Annotated in this window: 13 protein-coding genes; 12 read left to right on the top strand and 1 reads right to left on the bottom strand. The window is 70.3% G+C overall.

All coding sequences use genetic code 11. The features are described 5' to 3' along the window. The first annotated feature begins 21 nt into the window (after positions 1-21). From ACP4J0_RS10660 to divIVA, 12 genes are all read left to right on the top strand, one after another. Positions 22-1,437, top strand: coding sequence for a UDP-N-acetylmuramoyl-tripeptide--D-alanyl-D-alanine ligase (locus tag ACP4J0_RS10660; RefSeq protein ID WP_426598384.1), 1,416 nt, complete (start codon positions 22-24; stop codon positions 1,435-1,437). Beyond that, positions 1,437-2,531, top strand: coding sequence for a phospho-N-acetylmuramoyl-pentapeptide-transferase (gene mraY, locus ACP4J0_RS10655; protein ID WP_426598460.1), 1,095 nt, complete (start codon positions 1,437-1,439; stop codon positions 2,529-2,531). The genes ACP4J0_RS10660 and mraY overlap by 1 nt, the downstream gene beginning before the upstream one ends. After that, positions 2,513-3,958 carry a UDP-N-acetylmuramoyl-L-alanine--D-glutamate ligase gene (gene murD / locus ACP4J0_RS10650; RefSeq protein ID WP_426598383.1) on the top strand — a complete coding sequence of 482 codons (1,446 nt, stop codon included), beginning with the start codon at positions 2,513-2,515 and terminating at the stop codon, positions 3,956-3,958. The genes mraY and murD overlap by 19 nt, the downstream gene beginning before the upstream one ends. A gap of 75 nt (positions 3,959-4,033) precedes the next feature. Further along, positions 4,034-5,404, top strand: coding sequence for a putative lipid II flippase FtsW (ftsW, locus tag ACP4J0_RS10645; protein WP_426598382.1), 1,371 nt, complete (start codon positions 4,034-4,036; stop codon positions 5,402-5,404). A 6-nt stretch (positions 5,405-5,410) separates the two neighbouring features. Beyond that, a complete protein-coding gene (gene murG / locus ACP4J0_RS10640) occupies positions 5,411-6,505 on the top strand; it encodes an undecaprenyldiphospho-muramoylpentapeptide beta-N-acetylglucosaminyltransferase (protein WP_426598381.1) in 1,095 nt (364 codons plus the stop codon). Between the two features lie 25 nt (positions 6,506-6,530). Beyond that, positions 6,531-7,325, top strand: coding sequence for a cell division protein FtsQ (ftsQ, locus tag ACP4J0_RS10635; protein WP_426598380.1), 795 nt, complete (start codon positions 6,531-6,533; stop codon positions 7,323-7,325). A gap of 288 nt (positions 7,326-7,613) precedes the next feature. Further along, on the top strand, positions 7,614-8,816 hold the full coding sequence (gene ftsZ / locus ACP4J0_RS10630) for a cell division protein FtsZ (RefSeq protein ID WP_426598379.1): 1,203 nt from the start codon (positions 7,614-7,616) through the stop codon (positions 8,814-8,816). Continuing rightward, positions 8,813-9,541: a peptidoglycan editing factor PgeF gene (gene pgeF / locus ACP4J0_RS10625; RefSeq protein ID WP_426598378.1), complete on the top strand. Its 729-nt coding sequence runs from the start codon at positions 8,813-8,815 to the stop codon at positions 9,539-9,541. Before ftsZ ends, pgeF begins: the two co-directional genes overlap by 4 nt. Positions 9,542-9,547: 6 nt before the next feature. After that, positions 9,548-10,267: a YggS family pyridoxal phosphate-dependent enzyme gene (locus ACP4J0_RS10620; protein WP_426598377.1), complete on the top strand. Its 720-nt coding sequence runs from the start codon at positions 9,548-9,550 to the stop codon at positions 10,265-10,267. Positions 10,268-10,396: 129 nt separating this feature from the next. Beyond that, positions 10,397-11,038 (top strand): cell division protein SepF, encoded by a 642-nt coding sequence (locus ACP4J0_RS10615; protein WP_426522923.1) that lies wholly within the window; start codon positions 10,397-10,399, stop codon positions 11,036-11,038. Between the two features lie 81 nt (positions 11,039-11,119). Then, positions 11,120-11,404 carry a YggT family protein gene (locus ACP4J0_RS10610; protein WP_007448661.1) on the top strand — a complete coding sequence of 95 codons (285 nt, stop codon included), beginning with the start codon at positions 11,120-11,122 and terminating at the stop codon, positions 11,402-11,404. A gap of 55 nt (positions 11,405-11,459) precedes the next feature. Further along, the gene (divIVA, locus tag ACP4J0_RS10605) at positions 11,460-12,653 is read left to right on the top strand and encodes an apical growth/hyphal branching protein DivIVA (protein ID WP_426598376.1); all 1,194 of its coding nucleotides are present in this window, start codon (positions 11,460-11,462) and stop codon (positions 12,651-12,653) included. Between the two features lie 343 nt (positions 12,654-12,996). Here divIVA and ileS read toward each other — a convergent pair whose 3' ends face one another. Next, the gene (gene ileS, locus ACP4J0_RS10600) at positions 12,997-16,176 is read right to left on the bottom strand and encodes an isoleucine--tRNA ligase (protein WP_426598375.1); all 3,180 of its coding nucleotides are present in this window, start codon (positions 16,174-16,176) and stop codon (positions 12,997-12,999) included. Positions 16,177-16,296 lie beyond the last annotated feature (120 nt).

Below are 16,296 nucleotides of genomic sequence, written 5' to 3'. Positions count from 1 at the left end.
GATGATCCAGGGGATGAACTTGTGATCGCCCTCTCTCTCGCCGAGATCGCAGAAGTCGTCGGCGGGCAGATGCATGACATACCGGACGCGTCCGCGCAGGTCACCGGTCCGGTCGTCCGGGACTCCCGGGAAGCGGGGCCCGGCTGCCTCTTCGTCGCCTTCGTCGGCGAGCGGGTGGACGGCCACGACTTCGCTTCCGCGGTCGTCGGGGCGGGCGCGGTGGCCGTCCTCGGCTCCCGCCCCGTCGGCGTGCCCGCGATCGTCGTGGACGACGTCCAGACCGCCCTCGGCGCCCTCGCCCGGCACGTCGTGCGGCGCCTCGGAGCCACCCTCGTCGCCCTCACCGGGTCCGCCGGCAAGACCAGCACCAAGGACCTCATCGCCCAGGTGCTGCGCCGCAAGGCACCGACGGTGTTCACGCCGGGCTCCATGAACAACGAGGTCGGGCTGCCGCTCACCGCGCTCACCGCCACCGAGGAGACGAGGTTCCTCGTCCTGGAGATGGGCGCCCGCGGCATCGGCCACATCCGCTACCTCGCCGAACTGACCCCGCCGAAGGTCGGACTCGTCCTCAACGTCGGCTCCGCGCACATCGGCGAGTTCGGCGGCCGGGAGCAGATCGCCCAGGCCAAGGGCGAGCTCGTCGAGGCGTTGCCGCCGGCCGAGGAGGGCGGCACCGCGATCCTCAACGCGGACGATCCCCTCGTACGGGCCATGGCCTCCCGAACGAAGGCGAAGGTGATCCTTTTCGGAGAGTCCGACGAAGCGGACGTACGCGCCGAGAATGTGCGACTCACGGACAGCGGACAGCCCGCCTTCAGGCTTCACACACCCTCCGGTGCAAGCGATGTGACCATGCGCCTGTACGGTGAGCACCACGTGTCGAACGCGCTCGCCGCGGCCGCCGTCGCCCACGAGTTGGGCATGTCCGCAGACGAGATCGCCACCGCGCTCTCCGAGGCGGGCTCCCTCTCCCGCTGGCGGATGGAGGTCACCGAGCGCCCGGACGGCGTGACGGTCGTCAACGACGCCTACAACGCGAACCCCGAGTCCATGCGAGCCGCCCTGCGCGCGCTCGCGGCGATGGGCAAGGGACGCCGTACGTGGGCGGTGCTCGGTCGGATGGCCGAGCTCGGGGACGAGGCGCTCGCCGAGCACGACGCGGTCGGGCGGCTCGCCGTCCGGCTCAACGTCAGCAAGCTCGTCGCGGTCGGGGGCAGGGAAGCCCGATGGCTGCAACTGGGCGCATATAACGAGGGTTCGTGGGGTGAGGAGTCGGTGCACGTGTCCGACGCACAGGCGGCGGTCGACCTGTTGCGCAGCGAGTTGCGCCCAGGGGACGTCGTGCTCGTGAAGGCGTCCCGTTCGGTGGGTCTGGAGAGCGTCGCCGCGGCGCTGCTGGAGACCGGCGCCGAGGGTGAGGTTGCCGCCCGATGATGAAGCAGATCCTGTTCGCAGGAGTCATTGGCCTGTTCCTGACGCTGGTCGGCACGCCGCTGCTGATCAAGCTCCTGGCCCGCAAGGGCTACGGCCAGTACATCCGCGACGACGGCCCGCGCGAGCATGCAAGCAAGCGCGGTACGCCGACCATGGGTGGTATCGCCTTCATCTTCGCGACGGTCGCCGCGTACTTCCTCGCCAAGGTGATCACCGGCTACCTGGAAGAGCCCGGCGTCGACACCGCGCCGACCTTCTCGGGCCTGCTGGTGCTCGGCCTGATGGTGGGCATGGGCCTGGTCGGCTTCCTCGACGACTACATCAAGATCGTCAAGCGGCGTTCGCTGGGCCTGCGGGCCAAGGCGAAGATGGCCGGCCAGCTGATCGTCGGCATCGCCTTCGCCGTGCTCTCGCTGCAGTTCGCGGACAACCGCGGCAACACCCCGGCGTCCACGAAGCTGTCGTTCATCACCGACTTCGGCTGGTCGATCGGCCCGGTGCTGTTCGTCGTCTGGGCGCTGTTCATGATCCTCGCGATGTCGAACGGCGTGAACCTGACCGACGGCCTGGACGGCCTGGCCACCGGCGCCTCCGTCCTGGTCTTCGGCGCCTACACCTTCATCGGCGTCTGGCAGTTCCAGGAGTCCTGCGCCAACGCGCTGACCCTGACCAACCCGGGCGCCTGCTACGAGGTGAGAGACCCCCTCGACCTGGCCGTGGTCGCCTCCGCGCTGATGGGTTCCTGCCTCGGCTTCCTGTGGTGGAACACCTCACCGGCCAAGATCTTCATGGGCGACACCGGTTCGCTCGCGCTCGGCGGTGTGCTCGCGGGTCTGGCGATCTGCTCGCGCACCGAACTGCTGATGGCCATCCTGGGCGGCCTGTTCGTGCTGATCACCATGTCGGTGGTCATCCAGGTCGGCTCCTTCCGCCTCACCGGCAAGCGCGTCTTCAGAATGGCGCCACTCCAGCACCACTTCGAACTCAAAGGCTGGTCCGAGGTCCTTGTCGTGGTCCGCTTCTGGATCATCCAGGGCATCTGCGTGATCGTCGGACTGGGCCTCTTCTACGCGGGATGGGCAGCGGACAAGTGACCTCCTCCTCGGTGTCTTTCGACTTCCAGGGCAAGCACGTCACCGTCGCCGGACTCGGCGTCTCCGGAGTCCCGGCGGCCAGGGTCCTGCACGGCCTGGGCGCGCGCGTCACCGTCGTCAACGACGGCGACGACGAGCGCGCGCGGGCGCAGGCGGCCGAGCTGGAGGCGCTCGGCGTCACCGTGCGCCTCGGTGACGGTGCGACCCTGCCCGAGGGCACCGAGCTGATCGTCACCGCGCCCGGCTGGAAGCCGGACAAGCCGCTGTTCACGGCGGCGCGCGAAGCCGGCGTCCCCGTCTGGGGCGACGTCGAACTGGCCTGGCGCCTGCGCGGCCCCGACGCCGCGCCGTGGCTGGCCGTCACCGGCACCAACGGCAAGACCACCACCGTCCAGATGCTGGCGTCGATCCTGAAGGCCGCGGGCCTGCGCACCGCGGCCGTCGGCAACATCGGCGTCTCGCTGCTGGACGCGGTCACCGGCGAAGAGGACCACGACGTCCTGGCCGTGGAGCTGTCCAGCTACCAGCTCCACTGGGCGCCCTCCCTGCGCGCCCACTCGGCCGCCGTGCTCAACCTCGCCCCCGACCACCTCGACTGGCACGGCTCCATGGAGGCCTACGCCGCCGACAAGGGCCGTGTCTACGAGGGCAATCAGGTCGCCTGCGTCTACAACGCGGACGCCACCGGCAAGCCGTCCACCGAGGACCTGGTCCGCGAGGCCGACGTCGAGGAGGGCTGCCGGGCCATCGGCTTCACGCTGGGCACCCCCGGCCCCTCCCAACTCGGCGTCGTGGAGGGCATCCTGGTCGACCGCGCCTTCGTCGAGAACCGGCAGAAGAACGCCCAGGAACTCGCCGAGGTCTCCGACATCGACCCGCCGGCCCCGCACAACATCGCCAACGCCCTCGCCGCGGCGGCCCTCGCCCGTGCCTACGGCGTGCCCGCCGCCGCCGTACGGGACGGACTGCGGGCCTTCACGCCCGACGCCCACCGCATCGCGCACGTGGCCGACGTCGACGGCGTGGCGTACGTGGACGACTCCAAGGCCACCAACACCCACGCCACCGAGGCCTCCTTGGCGGCGTACGACTCGATCGTCTGGATCGCCGGCGGGCTCGCCAAGGGCGCGACCTTCGACGAGCTGGTCACCGGGGCGGCCGAGCGGCTGCGCGGGGCGGTGCTGATCGGTGCCGACCGCGCCCTGATCCGCGAAGCCCTCGCGCGACACGCCCCCGAGGTACCCGTGGTCGACCTCGACCGGACCGACACTGGGGCGATGCTCCAGGCCGTTCAGGAGGCCCAGCGGCTCGCCCGGCCCGGCGACACGGTCCTGCTGGCCCCGGCCTGCGCCTCCATGGACATGTTCACCAACTACAACAAGCGCGGCGACGCGTTCGCGGAGGCCGTTCGCGAACTCGGCGCCTGACCCGGCACCTCCTGCGCCGGGCGACTTCGGGAGGACGTGTGGGCCGGTCCATGCCGACGTACAGCGGAGGCCCGCATGCCGGGTAGTCCCCAGAGCCGTACCGGACGTCCGCCCGTACAGCGGACCGTCAAGCGACCCGCCGCGCCGGGCCCGCGGCACGAGAACCCCGCGCTCCGCCTCTACCAACGCGTCCGCCGCGCCTGGGACCGGCCGCTGACCGCGTACTACCTGATCTCCGGCGGCAGTGCGCTGATCACCGTGCTCGGCCTGGTGATGGTCTACTCGGCCTCCCAGATCACCGCGCTCCAGCTGTCGCTGCCGGGGTCGTACTTCTTCCGCAAGCAGGCCCTGGCCGCGCTGATCGGCGCCGGGCTGCTGGTGGCCGCCATGAAGATGCCGGTGAAACTGCACCGGGCGCTGGCGTACCCGATCCTCGCCGGTGCCGTCTTCCTGATGATCCTCGTGCAGGTGCCGGGGATAGGGATGGCGGTCAACGGCAACCAGAACTGGATCTCGCTGGGCGGCTCCTTCCAGATCCAGCCCAGCGAGTTCGGCAAGCTGGCCCTGGTGCTGTGGGGCGCGGACCTGCTGGCCCGCAAGCAGGACAAGAGGCTGCTGACGCAGTGGAAGCACATGCTGGTGCCGCTCGTGCCGGCCGCGTTCATGCTGCTCGGGCTGATCATGCTCGGCGGCGACATGGGTACGGCGATCATCCTGACGGCGATCCTGTTCGGCCTGCTCTGGCTCGCGGGCGCGCCCACGCGGCTGTTCGCCGGTGTGCTCTCGATCGCCGTGCTGCTCGGCTTCATCCTCATCAAGACCAGCCCCAACCGCATGGCCCGGCTCGGCTGCCTGTTCGCCGCCGACCCCGGTCCGAACGACTCCTGCTGGCAGGCCGTGCACGGCATCTACGCCCTCGCCTCGGGCGGACTGTTCGGTTCCGGGCTCGGCGCCAGTGTGGAGAAATGGGGCCAACTCCCCGAGGCCCACACCGACTTCATCTTCGCCGTCACCGGTGAGGAACTGGGCCTGGCGGGGACGCTGTCGGTGCTCGCCCTCTTCGCGGCTCTAGGCTATGCGGGTATCCGCGTGGCCGGACGCACGGAGGACCCCTTCGTGAGGTATGCCGCGGGAGGCGTGACCACCTGGATCACGGCCCAGGCCGTGATCAACATCGGTGCGGTCCTCGGGCTGCTGCCGATCGCCGGTGTCCCCCTCCCGCTGTTCTCCTACGGGGGTTCCGCCCTGCTGCCGACCATGTTCGCCATCGGACTGCTGATCGCCTTCGCGCGCGACGAGCCCGGTGCGCGGGCGGCGCTTGCGCTGCGGCAACCTCGCTTTGGTAGAAAGCGGGGGGCCGGGGGTACCGGCTCCAAGCGGAGCCCCCGGAGTTGGAACACGATGCGACGGCGTGCCTCAGCGGCGCGCTCGTCCGGAGAGCGGTGAATTTCGGTGCATGTCGTACTCGCCGGCGGAGGAACCGCGGGCCACATCGAGCCCGCGCTCGCCCTCGCGGACGCCCTGCGCAGGCAGGATCCGACCGTGGGGATCACGGCCCTGGGCACGGAACGCGGCCTCGAGACCCGCCTCGTACCCGAGCGCGGGTACGAGCTGGCGCTGATCCCGGCCGTCCCGCTGCCGCGCAAGCCCACCCCCGAACTGATCACCGTCCCGGGCCGGCTGCGCGGCACCATCAAGGCGGCCGAGCAGATCCTGGAGCGCACCAAGGCGGACGCCGTGGTCGGCTTCGGCGGCTACGTCGCCCTGCCCGGCTACCTCGCGGCCAAGCGGCTCGGTGTGCCGATCGTCATCCACGAGGCCAACGCCCGCCCGGGTCTGGCCAACAAGATCGGTTCGCGGTACGCCGCGCAGGTCGCCGTCTCCACCCCCGACAGCAAGCTGCGCAACTCCCGCTACATCGGCATCCCGCTGCGCCGCTCCATCGCCACCCTCGACCGGGCCGCCGTGCGCCCCGAGGCCCGGGCGGCGTTCGGGCTCGACCCCAATCTGCCGACGCTGCTGGTCACCGGCGGCTCGCAGGGGGCCCGGCGGCTCAACGAGGTGATCCAGCAGGTCGCCCCCTGGCTCCAGCAGGCGGGCATCCAGATCCTGCACGCGGTCGGCCCGAAGAACGAACTGCCGCAGGTACACCAGATGCCGGGGATGCCCCCGTACATCCCGGTAAGTTACCTGGACCGGATGGACCTCGCGTACGCCGCGGCCGACATGATGCTGTGCCGTGCGGGCGCGATGACCGTCGCCGAACTCTCCGCCGTCGGGCTCCCGGCCGCCTACGTTCCGCTGCCCATCGGCAACGGCGAACAGCGGCTCAACGCCCAGCCGGTGGTCAAGGCGGGCGGTGGACTGCTGGTGGACGACGCGGAACTGACGCCCGAGTGGCTGCAGCACAACGTCCTGCCCGTGCTTTCCGACCCGCACCGGCTGTACGAGATGTCCCGTGCCGCCGCCGAGTTCGGCCGCCGGGACGCCGACGACCTGCTCGTCGGCATGGTGTACGAGGCGATCGCCGCCCGTGCGCACCGCTAGTCAGGAATGACGGAGGGCAGGGAGCGTGGCCGGACCGACCGCCGCCGAGCGCGGTGTACGCCAGCGGAAACCGTCCGGCCCGCCCCGTGCGCGGCGGTTCGGCCCACCCCGTCTTCGTACGATCATCATCTTGGCGGTCGCCCTCGTGTTCGTCGCGGGCGGGACCGTCTGGCTGCTCTACGGCTCGAACTGGACGCGCGTGGACAGCGTGTCGGTCTCGGGGACCCGTGTCCTGACACCCGCGCAGGTGCGTGAGGCCGCCGACGTGCCCGTCGGCGACCCGCTGATCTCCGTCGACACCGGCGAGCTCGAGGCACGGCTGCGACGGGAATTGCCCCGTATCGACGAGGTCGGCGTGGAGCGTTCCTGGCCGCACGGAATCGAGCTCGAAGTGACGGAGCGTACCCCGGTCCTGATTGTCCAAAAGGGCCGAAAGTTCGTGGAAGTGGACGACGAAGGCGTCCGTTTCGCCACGGTTTCCCGGGCGCCGAAAGGCGTTCCCACGCTGAAATTGGAGCCCGCCCGTTCCGGAACGGCGGCGGCGAGTCTGCGCCGCTTCGACGAGGACCGTCTGGTGCGTGAAGCGGTGCGGGTGGCCGGCCGCCTTCCGGACGCGGTCGCGAAGGACGCACGGGTCGTCAAGGTCCGTTCCTACGACGACATCTCGCTGGAGTTGAGCGGCGGCCGGACGGTGGCGTGGGGGAGCGGTGAGCAGGGTGTGCGGAAGGCGCGTGTGCTCACCGCGCTGATGAAAGCGACGCCCGACGCGCGGCACTTCGACGTGAGCGCGCCCACCGCCCCGGCGTCATCAGGGAGTTGACGGGTATACACGCAGGCCAGCACCCTGGTTGGGCAGCGCTACGGCTGATCACATAGGGTGAAAAGAAAAACGGGAGGTTCGGCGTGTTCGTTGAACGTGCGCCACTTGTCGACTTAGTGTCCTGTTCAGAAGACTCCAAGGAACGGACACACTGGTAACCCTAAACTTCAGCGTTAGGGTTCGGGTCGGCGCTACGGACCGTCCCATTCGGCATCAGTCGTCGGGTCGCGGGGGCAGCAGTGCTCCGGCGCATCGACGACACGTAACTCGAGGCGAGAGGCCTTCGACGTGGCAGCACCGCAGAACTACCTCGCAGTCATCAAAGTCATCGGTGTCGGCGGCGGTGGTGTCAATGCCATCAACCGGATGATCGAGGTCGGTCTCAAGGGCGTCGAGTTCATCGCCATCAACACCGACGCGCAAGCTCTGTTGATGAGCGACGCCGACGTCAAGCTCGACGTCGGCCGCGAACTCACCCGCGGACTCGGCGCCGGAGCCAACCCGGCCGTCGGCCGCAAGGCCGCCGAGGACCACCGCGAGGAGATCGAGGAGGTCCTCAAGGGGGCCGACATGGTCTTCGTGACGGCCGGTGAAGGCGGCGGCACCGGCACCGGCGGCGCGCCCGTCGTGGCCAACATCGCCCGCTCGCTGGGCGCCCTCACCATCGGCGTGGTCACCCGCCCGTTCACCTTCGAGGGGCGGCGCCGCGCCAACCAGGCCGAGGACGGCATCGCCGAACTCCGCGAAGAGGTCGACACCCTCATCGTCATCCCCAACGACCGGCTGCTGTCCATCTCGGACCGCCAGGTCAGCGTGCTCGACGCGTTCAAGTCCGCCGACCAGGTGCTGCTGTCCGGTGTGCAGGGCATCACTGACCTCATCACCACGCCGGGCCTGATCAACCTCGACTTCGCCGACGTGAAGTCGGTCATGTCCGAGGCCGGTTCGGCCCTCATGGGCATCGGCTCGGCCCGCGGCGACGACCGTGCGGTGGCCGCGGCCGAGATGGCGATCTCCTCGCCGCTGCTCGAAGCCTCCATCGACGGCGCCCGGGGCGTGCTGCTCTCCATCTCCGGCGGCTCCGACCTCGGCCTGTTCGAGATCAACGAGGCCGCCCAGCTGGTCAGCGAGGCCGCCCACCCCGAGGCCAACATCATCTTCGGCGCGGTCATCGACGACGCCCTGGGCGACGAGGTCCGGGTCACCGTGATCGCGGCCGGCTTCGACGGCGGCCAGCCGCCGTCCAAGCGGGACAACGTCCTCGGTTCCGCCTCCGCCAAGCGCGAGGAGCCCGCCCCGGTACGGCAGACCGAGAGCCGTCCGTCCTTCGGCTCGCTCGGCAGCGTCAAGCCGAAGGAGGACCCGGAGCCGGCCCCCGCCCCGGAGCCGGTGAGCGACCTGCCGCCGGTCTCCGCGCCGCCGGTGCCGCCGTCCCGGACCTACTCGGACAGCGCCGCCGAGGAACTGGACGTGCCGGACTTCCTGAAGTGATAGGACAGCGCGACACCGTGAACGGCGCGCACTTCGGCTTCACCGACCGGTGGGGCGGGGTGAGCGCCGTTCCGTACGAGGAGCTCAACCTCGGCGGCGCGGTCGGCGACGACCCCGGTGCCGTCATGGCCAACCGGGAGCTGGCGGCCAAGTCGCTGGGCGTCGAGGCGGCCCGGGTCGTCTGGATGAACCAGGTGCACGGCGCCGACGTCGCCGTGGTCGACGGGCCCTGGGGGGACGCACCGGTTCCGCGGGTCGACGCGGTCGTCACCGCCGAACGCGGTCTCGCCCTGGCCGTCCTCACCGCCGACTGCGTGCCCGTCCTGCTGGCCGACCCCGTCGCCGGCGTCGTCGCCGCGGCCCACGCGGGCCGGCCCGGCTTGGTCGCCGGGGTCGTCCCCGCCGCCGTACGGGCCATGACGGAACGCGGCGCCGACCCGGCCCGGATCGTCGCCCGCACCGGACCCGCCGTGTGCGGCCGGTGCTACGAGGTGCCGGAGCGGATGCGGGCCGAGGTCGCCGACGTCGAACCGGCGGCGTACGCCGAGACGAGCTGGGGCACACCGGCGGTCGACGTGAGCGCCGGCGTGCACGCGCAGCTCGAACGCCTCGGGGTGTGCGACCGGGCGCAGTCGCCGGTGTGCACCCTGGAGTCGAAGGATCACTTCTCGTACCGACGCGACCGCACCACCGGGCGGCTCGCCGGCTACGTCTGGCTGGACTGATGGGGCATGACGGACCGTAAGCAGGAACTCGCCGCGAATCTGGCGAAAGTGGAGGAGCGCATCGCCGCCGCGTGCGCGGCCGCGGGGCGCCGCCGCGACGAGGTGACCCTGATCGTGGTCACCAAGACCTACCCGGCGGACGACGTGCGCCTCCTCTCCGGACTCGGCGTCCGTCACGTCGCCGAGAACCGCGACCAGGACGCGGCGCCCAAGGCCGCCGCATGCTCGGATCTGCCGCTTTCGTGGCATTTCGTCGGTCAGTTGCAGACCAACAAAGTGCGCTCCGTGGTCGGTTACGCGGACGTCGTGCAGTCCATCGACCGTGCCAGGCTCGTCACGGCCCTGTCGAAGGAAGCCGTGCGGGCCGGGCGCGAGGTGGGCTGCCTCCTCCAGGTCGCGCTCGACGCGGGGGAGAGCGAGCGGGGTGAGCGCGGTGGCGTCTCGCCCGCGGGAATCGAAGAGTTGGCCGACCTGGTCGCCCGGTCCGAGGGGCTGCGGCTCGACGGGCTGATGACCGTGGCCCCGCTGACCGGCGAGTATGCGGGGCGCCAACAGGCGGCGTTCGAGCGCCTCATGGATTTGTCGACCTACGTGCGCCGAACCCATCCGGCTGCGAACATGGTCTCCGCAGGGATGAGTGCGGATCTCGAGCAGGCCGTGGCCGCCGGAGCGACACATGTGCGCGTCGGCAGTGCGGTACTCGGAGTCCGCCCAAGGCTCGGGTAACGTCGCCAAGAAGTCGGACCACAGCAGAAAATATGGTCATTACCGCCGAAAGGCGGAGGCAACGACCTCGTGGATCGCGGGCATTTGGCAGTCGTCAGCCGATCCACCACAGAGCGGAGGACTCAGAGCATGGCCGGCGCGATGCGCAAGATGGCGGTCTACCTCGGCCTCGTGGAGGACGATGGGTACGACGGCCGGGGGTTCGACCCCGACGACGACTTCGAACCGGAACTGGACCCGGAGCCCGAGCGGGATCACCGGCGGCACGAACCGGCGCACCAGCCGCTGGGTTCACATCAGCCCCTAAGGGACGAAGAGGTACGAGTCGTACAACCGCCCGCACAGCGTGAGCCGGTGCCCCGTGCCACTTCGCTCGCGGCGGAATCGGGGCGCCCGGCGCGTATCGCGCCCGTGGCATCCATCACACAAGAACGCGCAAGCCTGGAAAAGAGCGCACCGGTCATCATGCCCAAGGTCGTGTCCGAACGAGAGCCCTACCGGATCACCACACTTCACCCCCGGACCTACAACGAGGCCCGTACCATCGGGGAACACTTCCGTGAGGGCACTCCGGTGATCATGAATCTCACTGAGATGGATGACACAGATGCGAAGCGACTTGTCGACTTTGCGGCCGGTTTGGTGTTTGGTCTTCACGGCAGTATCGAGCGGGTGACACAGAAGGTGTTCCTGCTGTCTCCTGCTAACGTCGATGTCACGGCGGAGGACAAGGCCCGCATCGCAGAGGGCGGGTTCTTCAACCAGAGCTGAGACGCACCACCGGTACAGAGCAAGAACGCGGATCCGACAACGGGTCCGAGAGATGGTTCAGGGGAGAGGGAAGCACAGGTCATGAGCGTGGTCCTGGATGTCGTCTACATCGCGCTGATGTGCTTCCTCATCGTGCTCATCTTCCGGTTGGTCATGGACTACGTCTTCCAGTTCGCCCGCTCGTGGCAACCCGGCAAGGCGATGGTGGTCGTTCTGGAGGCCACCTACACCGTCACAGATCCACCGTTGAAGCTTCTGCGGCGGTTCATCCCGCCGCTGCGTCTCGGGGGCGTGGCGCTCGACCTGTCCTTCTTCGTACTGATGATCATCGTCTACATCCTGATCTCGATCGTGAGCCGGCTGTGATCGATGAGAGAGATACGGGCTTGCCGAATGCCGACGACAACGTTGAGGTGAAGAGATGCCGTTGACCCCCGAGGACGTGCGGAACAAGCAGTTCACGACCGTCCGCCTCCGAGAAGGCTATGACGAGGACGAGGTCGATGCCTTCCTCGACGAGGTCGAAGCCGAACTGACCCGACTGCTCCGCGAGAACGAGGACCTGCGCGCCAAACTGGCCGCGGCGACGCGCGCGGCCGCGCAGAACCAGCAGAACATGCGCAAGCCCCCGGAGTCTCCGCAGGATCAGCAGCAGCAGCACCAGCAGCAGGGGCCGCCGCAGCAGGGCGGCATGCCCCAGCAGGGCATGCGAGGTCCCGGCGCTCCGGTGCCCGCCGGCATATCGGGCCCGCCGCAGCAGCAGATGGGTGGCCCCATGGGTGGTCCGCCCCAGCTGCCGAGCGGTGCCCCGCAGCTGCCCGCCGGCCCCGGCGGACAGGGTGGCCCGCAGGGTCCCGGCCCGATGGGCCAGGGTCCGGGGCCGATGGGCCAGGGCGGCCCCGGTCCGATGCAGGGCCAGATGGGCCCCGGCCCGATGGGCGGCCCCATGGGCGGCCCGCAGGGGCACGGCGGCCCCGGTGGTCCTGGTGGCATGCCCGGTCAGGGTGGCCCCGGTGGCGACAGTGCCGCCCGGGTCCTCTCGCTGGCCCAGCAGACCGCCGACCAGGCGATCGCCGAGGCCCGTTCCGAGGCCAACAAGATCGTCGGCGAGGCGCGTTCGCGTGCCGAGGGTCTGGAGCGGGACGCCCGTGCCAAGGCCGACGCCCTGGAGCGGGACGCGCAGGAGAAGCACCGCGTCGCGATGGGCTCCCTGGAGTCCGCCCGCGCCACGCTGGAGCGCAAGGTCGAGGACCTGCGCGGCTTCGAGCGCGAGTACCGGACGCGGCTGAAGTCGTACCTGGAGTCGCAGCTGCGTCAGCTGGAGACCCAGGCGGACGACTCGCTCGCCCCGCCGCGTACGCCCGCGACGGCCTCCCTGCCGCCGTCCCCGGCGCCTTCCATGGCACCGGCCGGCGCGAGTGCCCCGTCGTACGGCGGCGGCAACCAGTCGATGGGCAACGGGCCGAGCCAGAACGGGCCGTCCTACGGCGGTCAGCAGCAGATGTCGCCGGCGATGACCCAGCCGATGGCTCCGGTGCGGCCGCAGGGCCCGTCGCCGATGGGGCAGGCGCCGTCGCCGATGCGAGGGTTCCTCATCGACGAGGACGACAACTGACAGGTTGACGAACGGTAATACGGCGTAGCAGTCGGCAGCGTTCAGGGCGGGCCCCGGGTTTTCGACCCGGGGCCCGCCCTTCTGCATGCCTGCCCGGCTGCGGGCAGTCGTGCCTCCCCCAGCGTCTGAACGGCCTGGGAGGTACCCCCAGGGCGGCACGGGTGGGCAGTGGGGACACCTCCCCGCTCATGGGGCCCCTCCCGCGCGAGCGCAGCCGAGCGTGGGGGAGGCACCCCGCTGGCGCCGGCGAGCGACACCCACCCCTCGGGCCCGCACCGACAGACAGCACTGGGCCCGGCGCCCCTCGCGTGGAGGGAGGCCGGGCCCAGGTGCCGCTGGGCGGCTACTGCTTGCGGAGCCGGAAGGTCAGGGACAGGCCCTCGTCCGTGAACGGCTGCCCGTACGTGTCGTCCGCCTCGCCCTGTGCGAAGTCCGTGGCGAGGACCTCGTCGGAGATCAGGCCCGAGTGGTCGCTCAGGGCGGCGATCGTCGCCGGGTCGGTGGCCGTCCAGCGCAGGGCGATCCGGTCGGCCACGTCGAGGCCGCTGTTCTTGCGGGCCTCCTGGATCAGGCGGATGGCGTCCCGGGCGAGGCCCGCGCGGCGGAGCTCCTCCGTGATCTCCAGGTCGAGCGCCACCGTCGCGCCCGAGTCGGAGGCGACCGACCAGCCCTCGCGCGGCGTCTCCGTGATGATCACCTCGTCGGGGGCGAGGGTGATCGTCTCACCGTCGACCTCCACCGACGCCGTGCCCTCGCGCAGGGCGAGGGAGAGCGCCGCGGCGTCCGCGTTCGCGACGGCCTTCGCGACGTCCTGGACACGCTTGCCGAACCGCTTGCCCAGCGCCCGGAAGTTGGCCTTCGCGGTCGTGTCGACCAGGCTGCCGCCGACCTCGCTCAGCGACGCGAGCGACTCGACGTTCAGCTCCTCCGTGATCTGCGAGTGCAGCTCGGGGGAGAGGGCGTCGAAGCCGGTCACGCCGATCAGCGCGCGACTGAGCGGCTGGCGGGTCTTGACGCCCGACTCCGCGCGCGTGGCGCGGCCCAGCTCGACCAGGCGGCGGACCAGCGCCATCTGCTTCGACAGCTCCGGGTCGATCGCCGACAGGTCCGCCTCCGGCCAGGAGGACAGGTGCACGGACTCGGGGGCGCCCGGGGTGACCGGCACGACCAGGTCCTGCCAGACCCGCTCGGTGATGAACGGGGTCAGCGGGGCCATGAGCTTGGTGACCGTCTCGACGACCTCGTGCAGCGTGCGCAGCGCAGCCTTGTCGCCCTGCCAGAAGCGGCGACGGGAGCGGCGGACGTACCAGTTGGACAGGTCGTCGACGAACGCGGACAGCAGCTTGCCGGCGCGCTGGGTGTCGTAGGCGTCCAGCGCCTGCGTGACCTGGTCGGTGAGCGCGTGCAGCTCGGAGAGCAGCCAGCGGTCCAGGACCGGGCGGTCGGCGGGGGCCGGGTCGGCCTCGCTCGGGGCCCAGGCCGAGGTGCGGGCGTACAGGGCCTGGAAGGCGACCGTGTTCCAGTAGGTGAGGAGCGTCTTGCGGACGACCTCCTGGATGGTGCCGTGGCCGACGCGGCGGGCCGCCCACGGGGAGCCGCCGGCCGCCATGAACCAGCGGACGGCGTCGGCGCCGTGCCGGTCCATCAGCGGGATCGGCTCCAGGGTGTTGCCCAGGTGCTTGGACATCTTGCGGCCGTCCTCGGCGAGGATGTGGCCGAGGCAGACGACGTTCTCGTAGGACGACTTGTCGAAGACCAGGGTGCCGACCGCCATCAGCGTGTAGAACCAGCCGCGGGTCTGGTCGATGGCCTCGGAGATGAACTGCGCCGGGTAGCGGCTCTCGAACAGTTCCTTGTTCTTGTGCGGGTAGCCCCACTGCGCGAACGGCATCGAACCCGAGTCGTACCAGGCGTCGATGACCTCCGGCACGCGCACCGCTTCGAGGGAGCAGCCCTCGTGGGTGCAGGTGAAGGTGACGTCGTCGATGTACGGGCGGTGCGGGTCCAGGGCGGACTGGTCGGTGCCGGTCAGCCCGGTCAGTTCGGCGCGGGAGCCGACGACCGTGAGGTGGTCGTCCTCGCAGCGCCAGATGGGCAGCGGGGTGCCCCAGTAGCGGTTGCGGGAGAGCGCCCAGTCGATGTTGTTGTCCAGCCAGTCGCCGTACCGGCCGTGCTTGACCGAGTCCGGGAACCAGTTGGTCTTCTCGTTCTCCTGGAGGAGGCGGTCCTTGACGGCGGTGGTGCGGATGTACCAGGACGGCTGCGCGTAGTACAGCAGCGCGGTGTGGCAGCGCCAGCAGTGCGGGTAGCTGTGCTCGTACGGGATGTGCTTGAAGAGCAGGCCCCGGGTGTCCAGGTCCTCCGTCAGCTTCTCGTCGGCCTTCTTGAAGAAGACGCCGCCGACCAGCGGGACGTCCTCCTCGAAGGTGCCGTCCGGGCGGACCGGGTTGACCACCGGCATGCCGTAGGAGCGGCAGACCCTGAGGTCGTCCTCACCGAAGGCGGGGGACTGGTGGACCAGACCCGTGCCGTCCTCGGTGGTGACGTAGTCGGCGTTGACCACGTAGTGCGCGGGCTCCGGACTGTGTCCATCGGTTCCCTCGCTGACGCTCGGGAACTCCACCAGCTCGAACGGACGCCGGTACGTCCAGCGCTCCATCTCGGCGCCGGTGAAGGACTGCCCGGTGGTCTCCCAGCCCTCGCCGAGGGCCTTGGCGACCAGCGGCTCGGCGACGACGAGCTTCTCCTCGCCGTTCGTCGCGACCACGTAGGTGACCTCGGGGTGCGCGGCGACCGCGGTGTTGGACACCAGCGTCCAGGGGGTGGTCGTCCAGATCAGGAGCGCGGCCTCGCCGGCCAGCGGGCCGGAGGTGAGCGGGAAGCGGACGTAGACGGACGGGTCGACGACCGTCTCGTAGCCCTGCGCCAGCTCGTGGTCGGACAGGCCGGTGCCGCAGCGGGGGCACCAGGGGGCGACGCGGTGGTCCTGGACCAGCAGGCCCTTGCCGAAGATCTCCTTCAGCGACCACCAGACGGACTCGATGTACTCCGGGTCCATCGTGCGGTACGGGTCCTGGAGGTCGGCCCAGTAGCCCATGCGGGTCGTGAGCTCTTCGAACGCGTCGGTGTGGCGGGTCACCGACTCGCGGCACTTGGCGTTGAACTCGGCGATGCCGTACGCCTCGATGTCCTGCTTGCCGGAGAAGCCGAGCTCCTTCTCCACCGCCAGCTCGACCGGCAGGCCGTGGCAGTCCCAGCCGGCCTTGCGGCCCACGTGGTAGCCGCGCATGGTGCGGAAGCGGGGGAAGACGTCCTTGAAGACGCGGGCCTCGATGTGGTGGGCACCGGGCATGCCGTTGGCGGTGGGCGGGCCCTCGTAGAACACCCACTCGGGGCGGCCCTCGGACTGCTCCAGGCTCTTGGCGAAGATCTTCTGCTCGCGCCAGAAGTCGAGCACCGCGTGTTCGAGCGCGGGCAGGTCGACCTGGGCGGGCACCTGGCGGTACTGCGGCTGCGTATTCAACGAGCTTCCTCCGGCGGACGTGCTGCCTTCCGTCGGAGGGACGAGAGCCGTGCTCCCGCGGTACCACCCTCCTTGGCTCCCCGGTGCGTCGTGTGCTCCGGTGAGCCCCCTCATTGGGGT

It is taken from the genome of Streptomyces sp. WG7 (genome assembly GCF_049975785.1).
In the GTDB taxonomy this organism is placed as follows: Bacteria; Actinomycetota; Actinomycetes; order Streptomycetales; family Streptomycetaceae; genus Streptomyces.
This window is presented reverse-complemented; position numbering and strand designations above follow the sequence as displayed.

What these genes read in the sequence shown, in the direction of transcription:
- ACP4J0_RS10620 (WP_426598377.1), top strand. Translation starts at nt 9,548, where the DNA reads ATGACGGACCGTAAGCAGGAACTCGCCGCGAATCTGGCGAAAGTGGAG.
- murD (WP_426598383.1), top strand. Translation starts at nt 2,513, where the DNA reads ATGGGCAGCGGACAAGTGACCTCCTCCTCGGTGTCTTTCGACTTCCAG.
- ACP4J0_RS10615 (WP_426522923.1), top strand. Translation starts at nt 10,397, where the DNA reads ATGGCCGGCGCGATGCGCAAGATGGCGGTCTACCTCGGCCTCGTGGAG.
- mraY (WP_426598460.1), top strand. Translation starts at nt 1,437, where the DNA reads ATGAAGCAGATCCTGTTCGCAGGAGTCATTGGCCTGTTCCTGACGCTG.
- ftsW (WP_426598382.1), top strand. Translation starts at nt 4,034, where the DNA reads ATGCCGGGTAGTCCCCAGAGCCGTACCGGACGTCCGCCCGTACAGCGG.
- ACP4J0_RS10610 (WP_007448661.1), top strand. Translation starts at nt 11,120, where the DNA reads ATGAGCGTGGTCCTGGATGTCGTCTACATCGCGCTGATGTGCTTCCTC.
- divIVA (WP_426598376.1), top strand. Translation starts at nt 11,460, where the DNA reads ATGCCGTTGACCCCCGAGGACGTGCGGAACAAGCAGTTCACGACCGTC.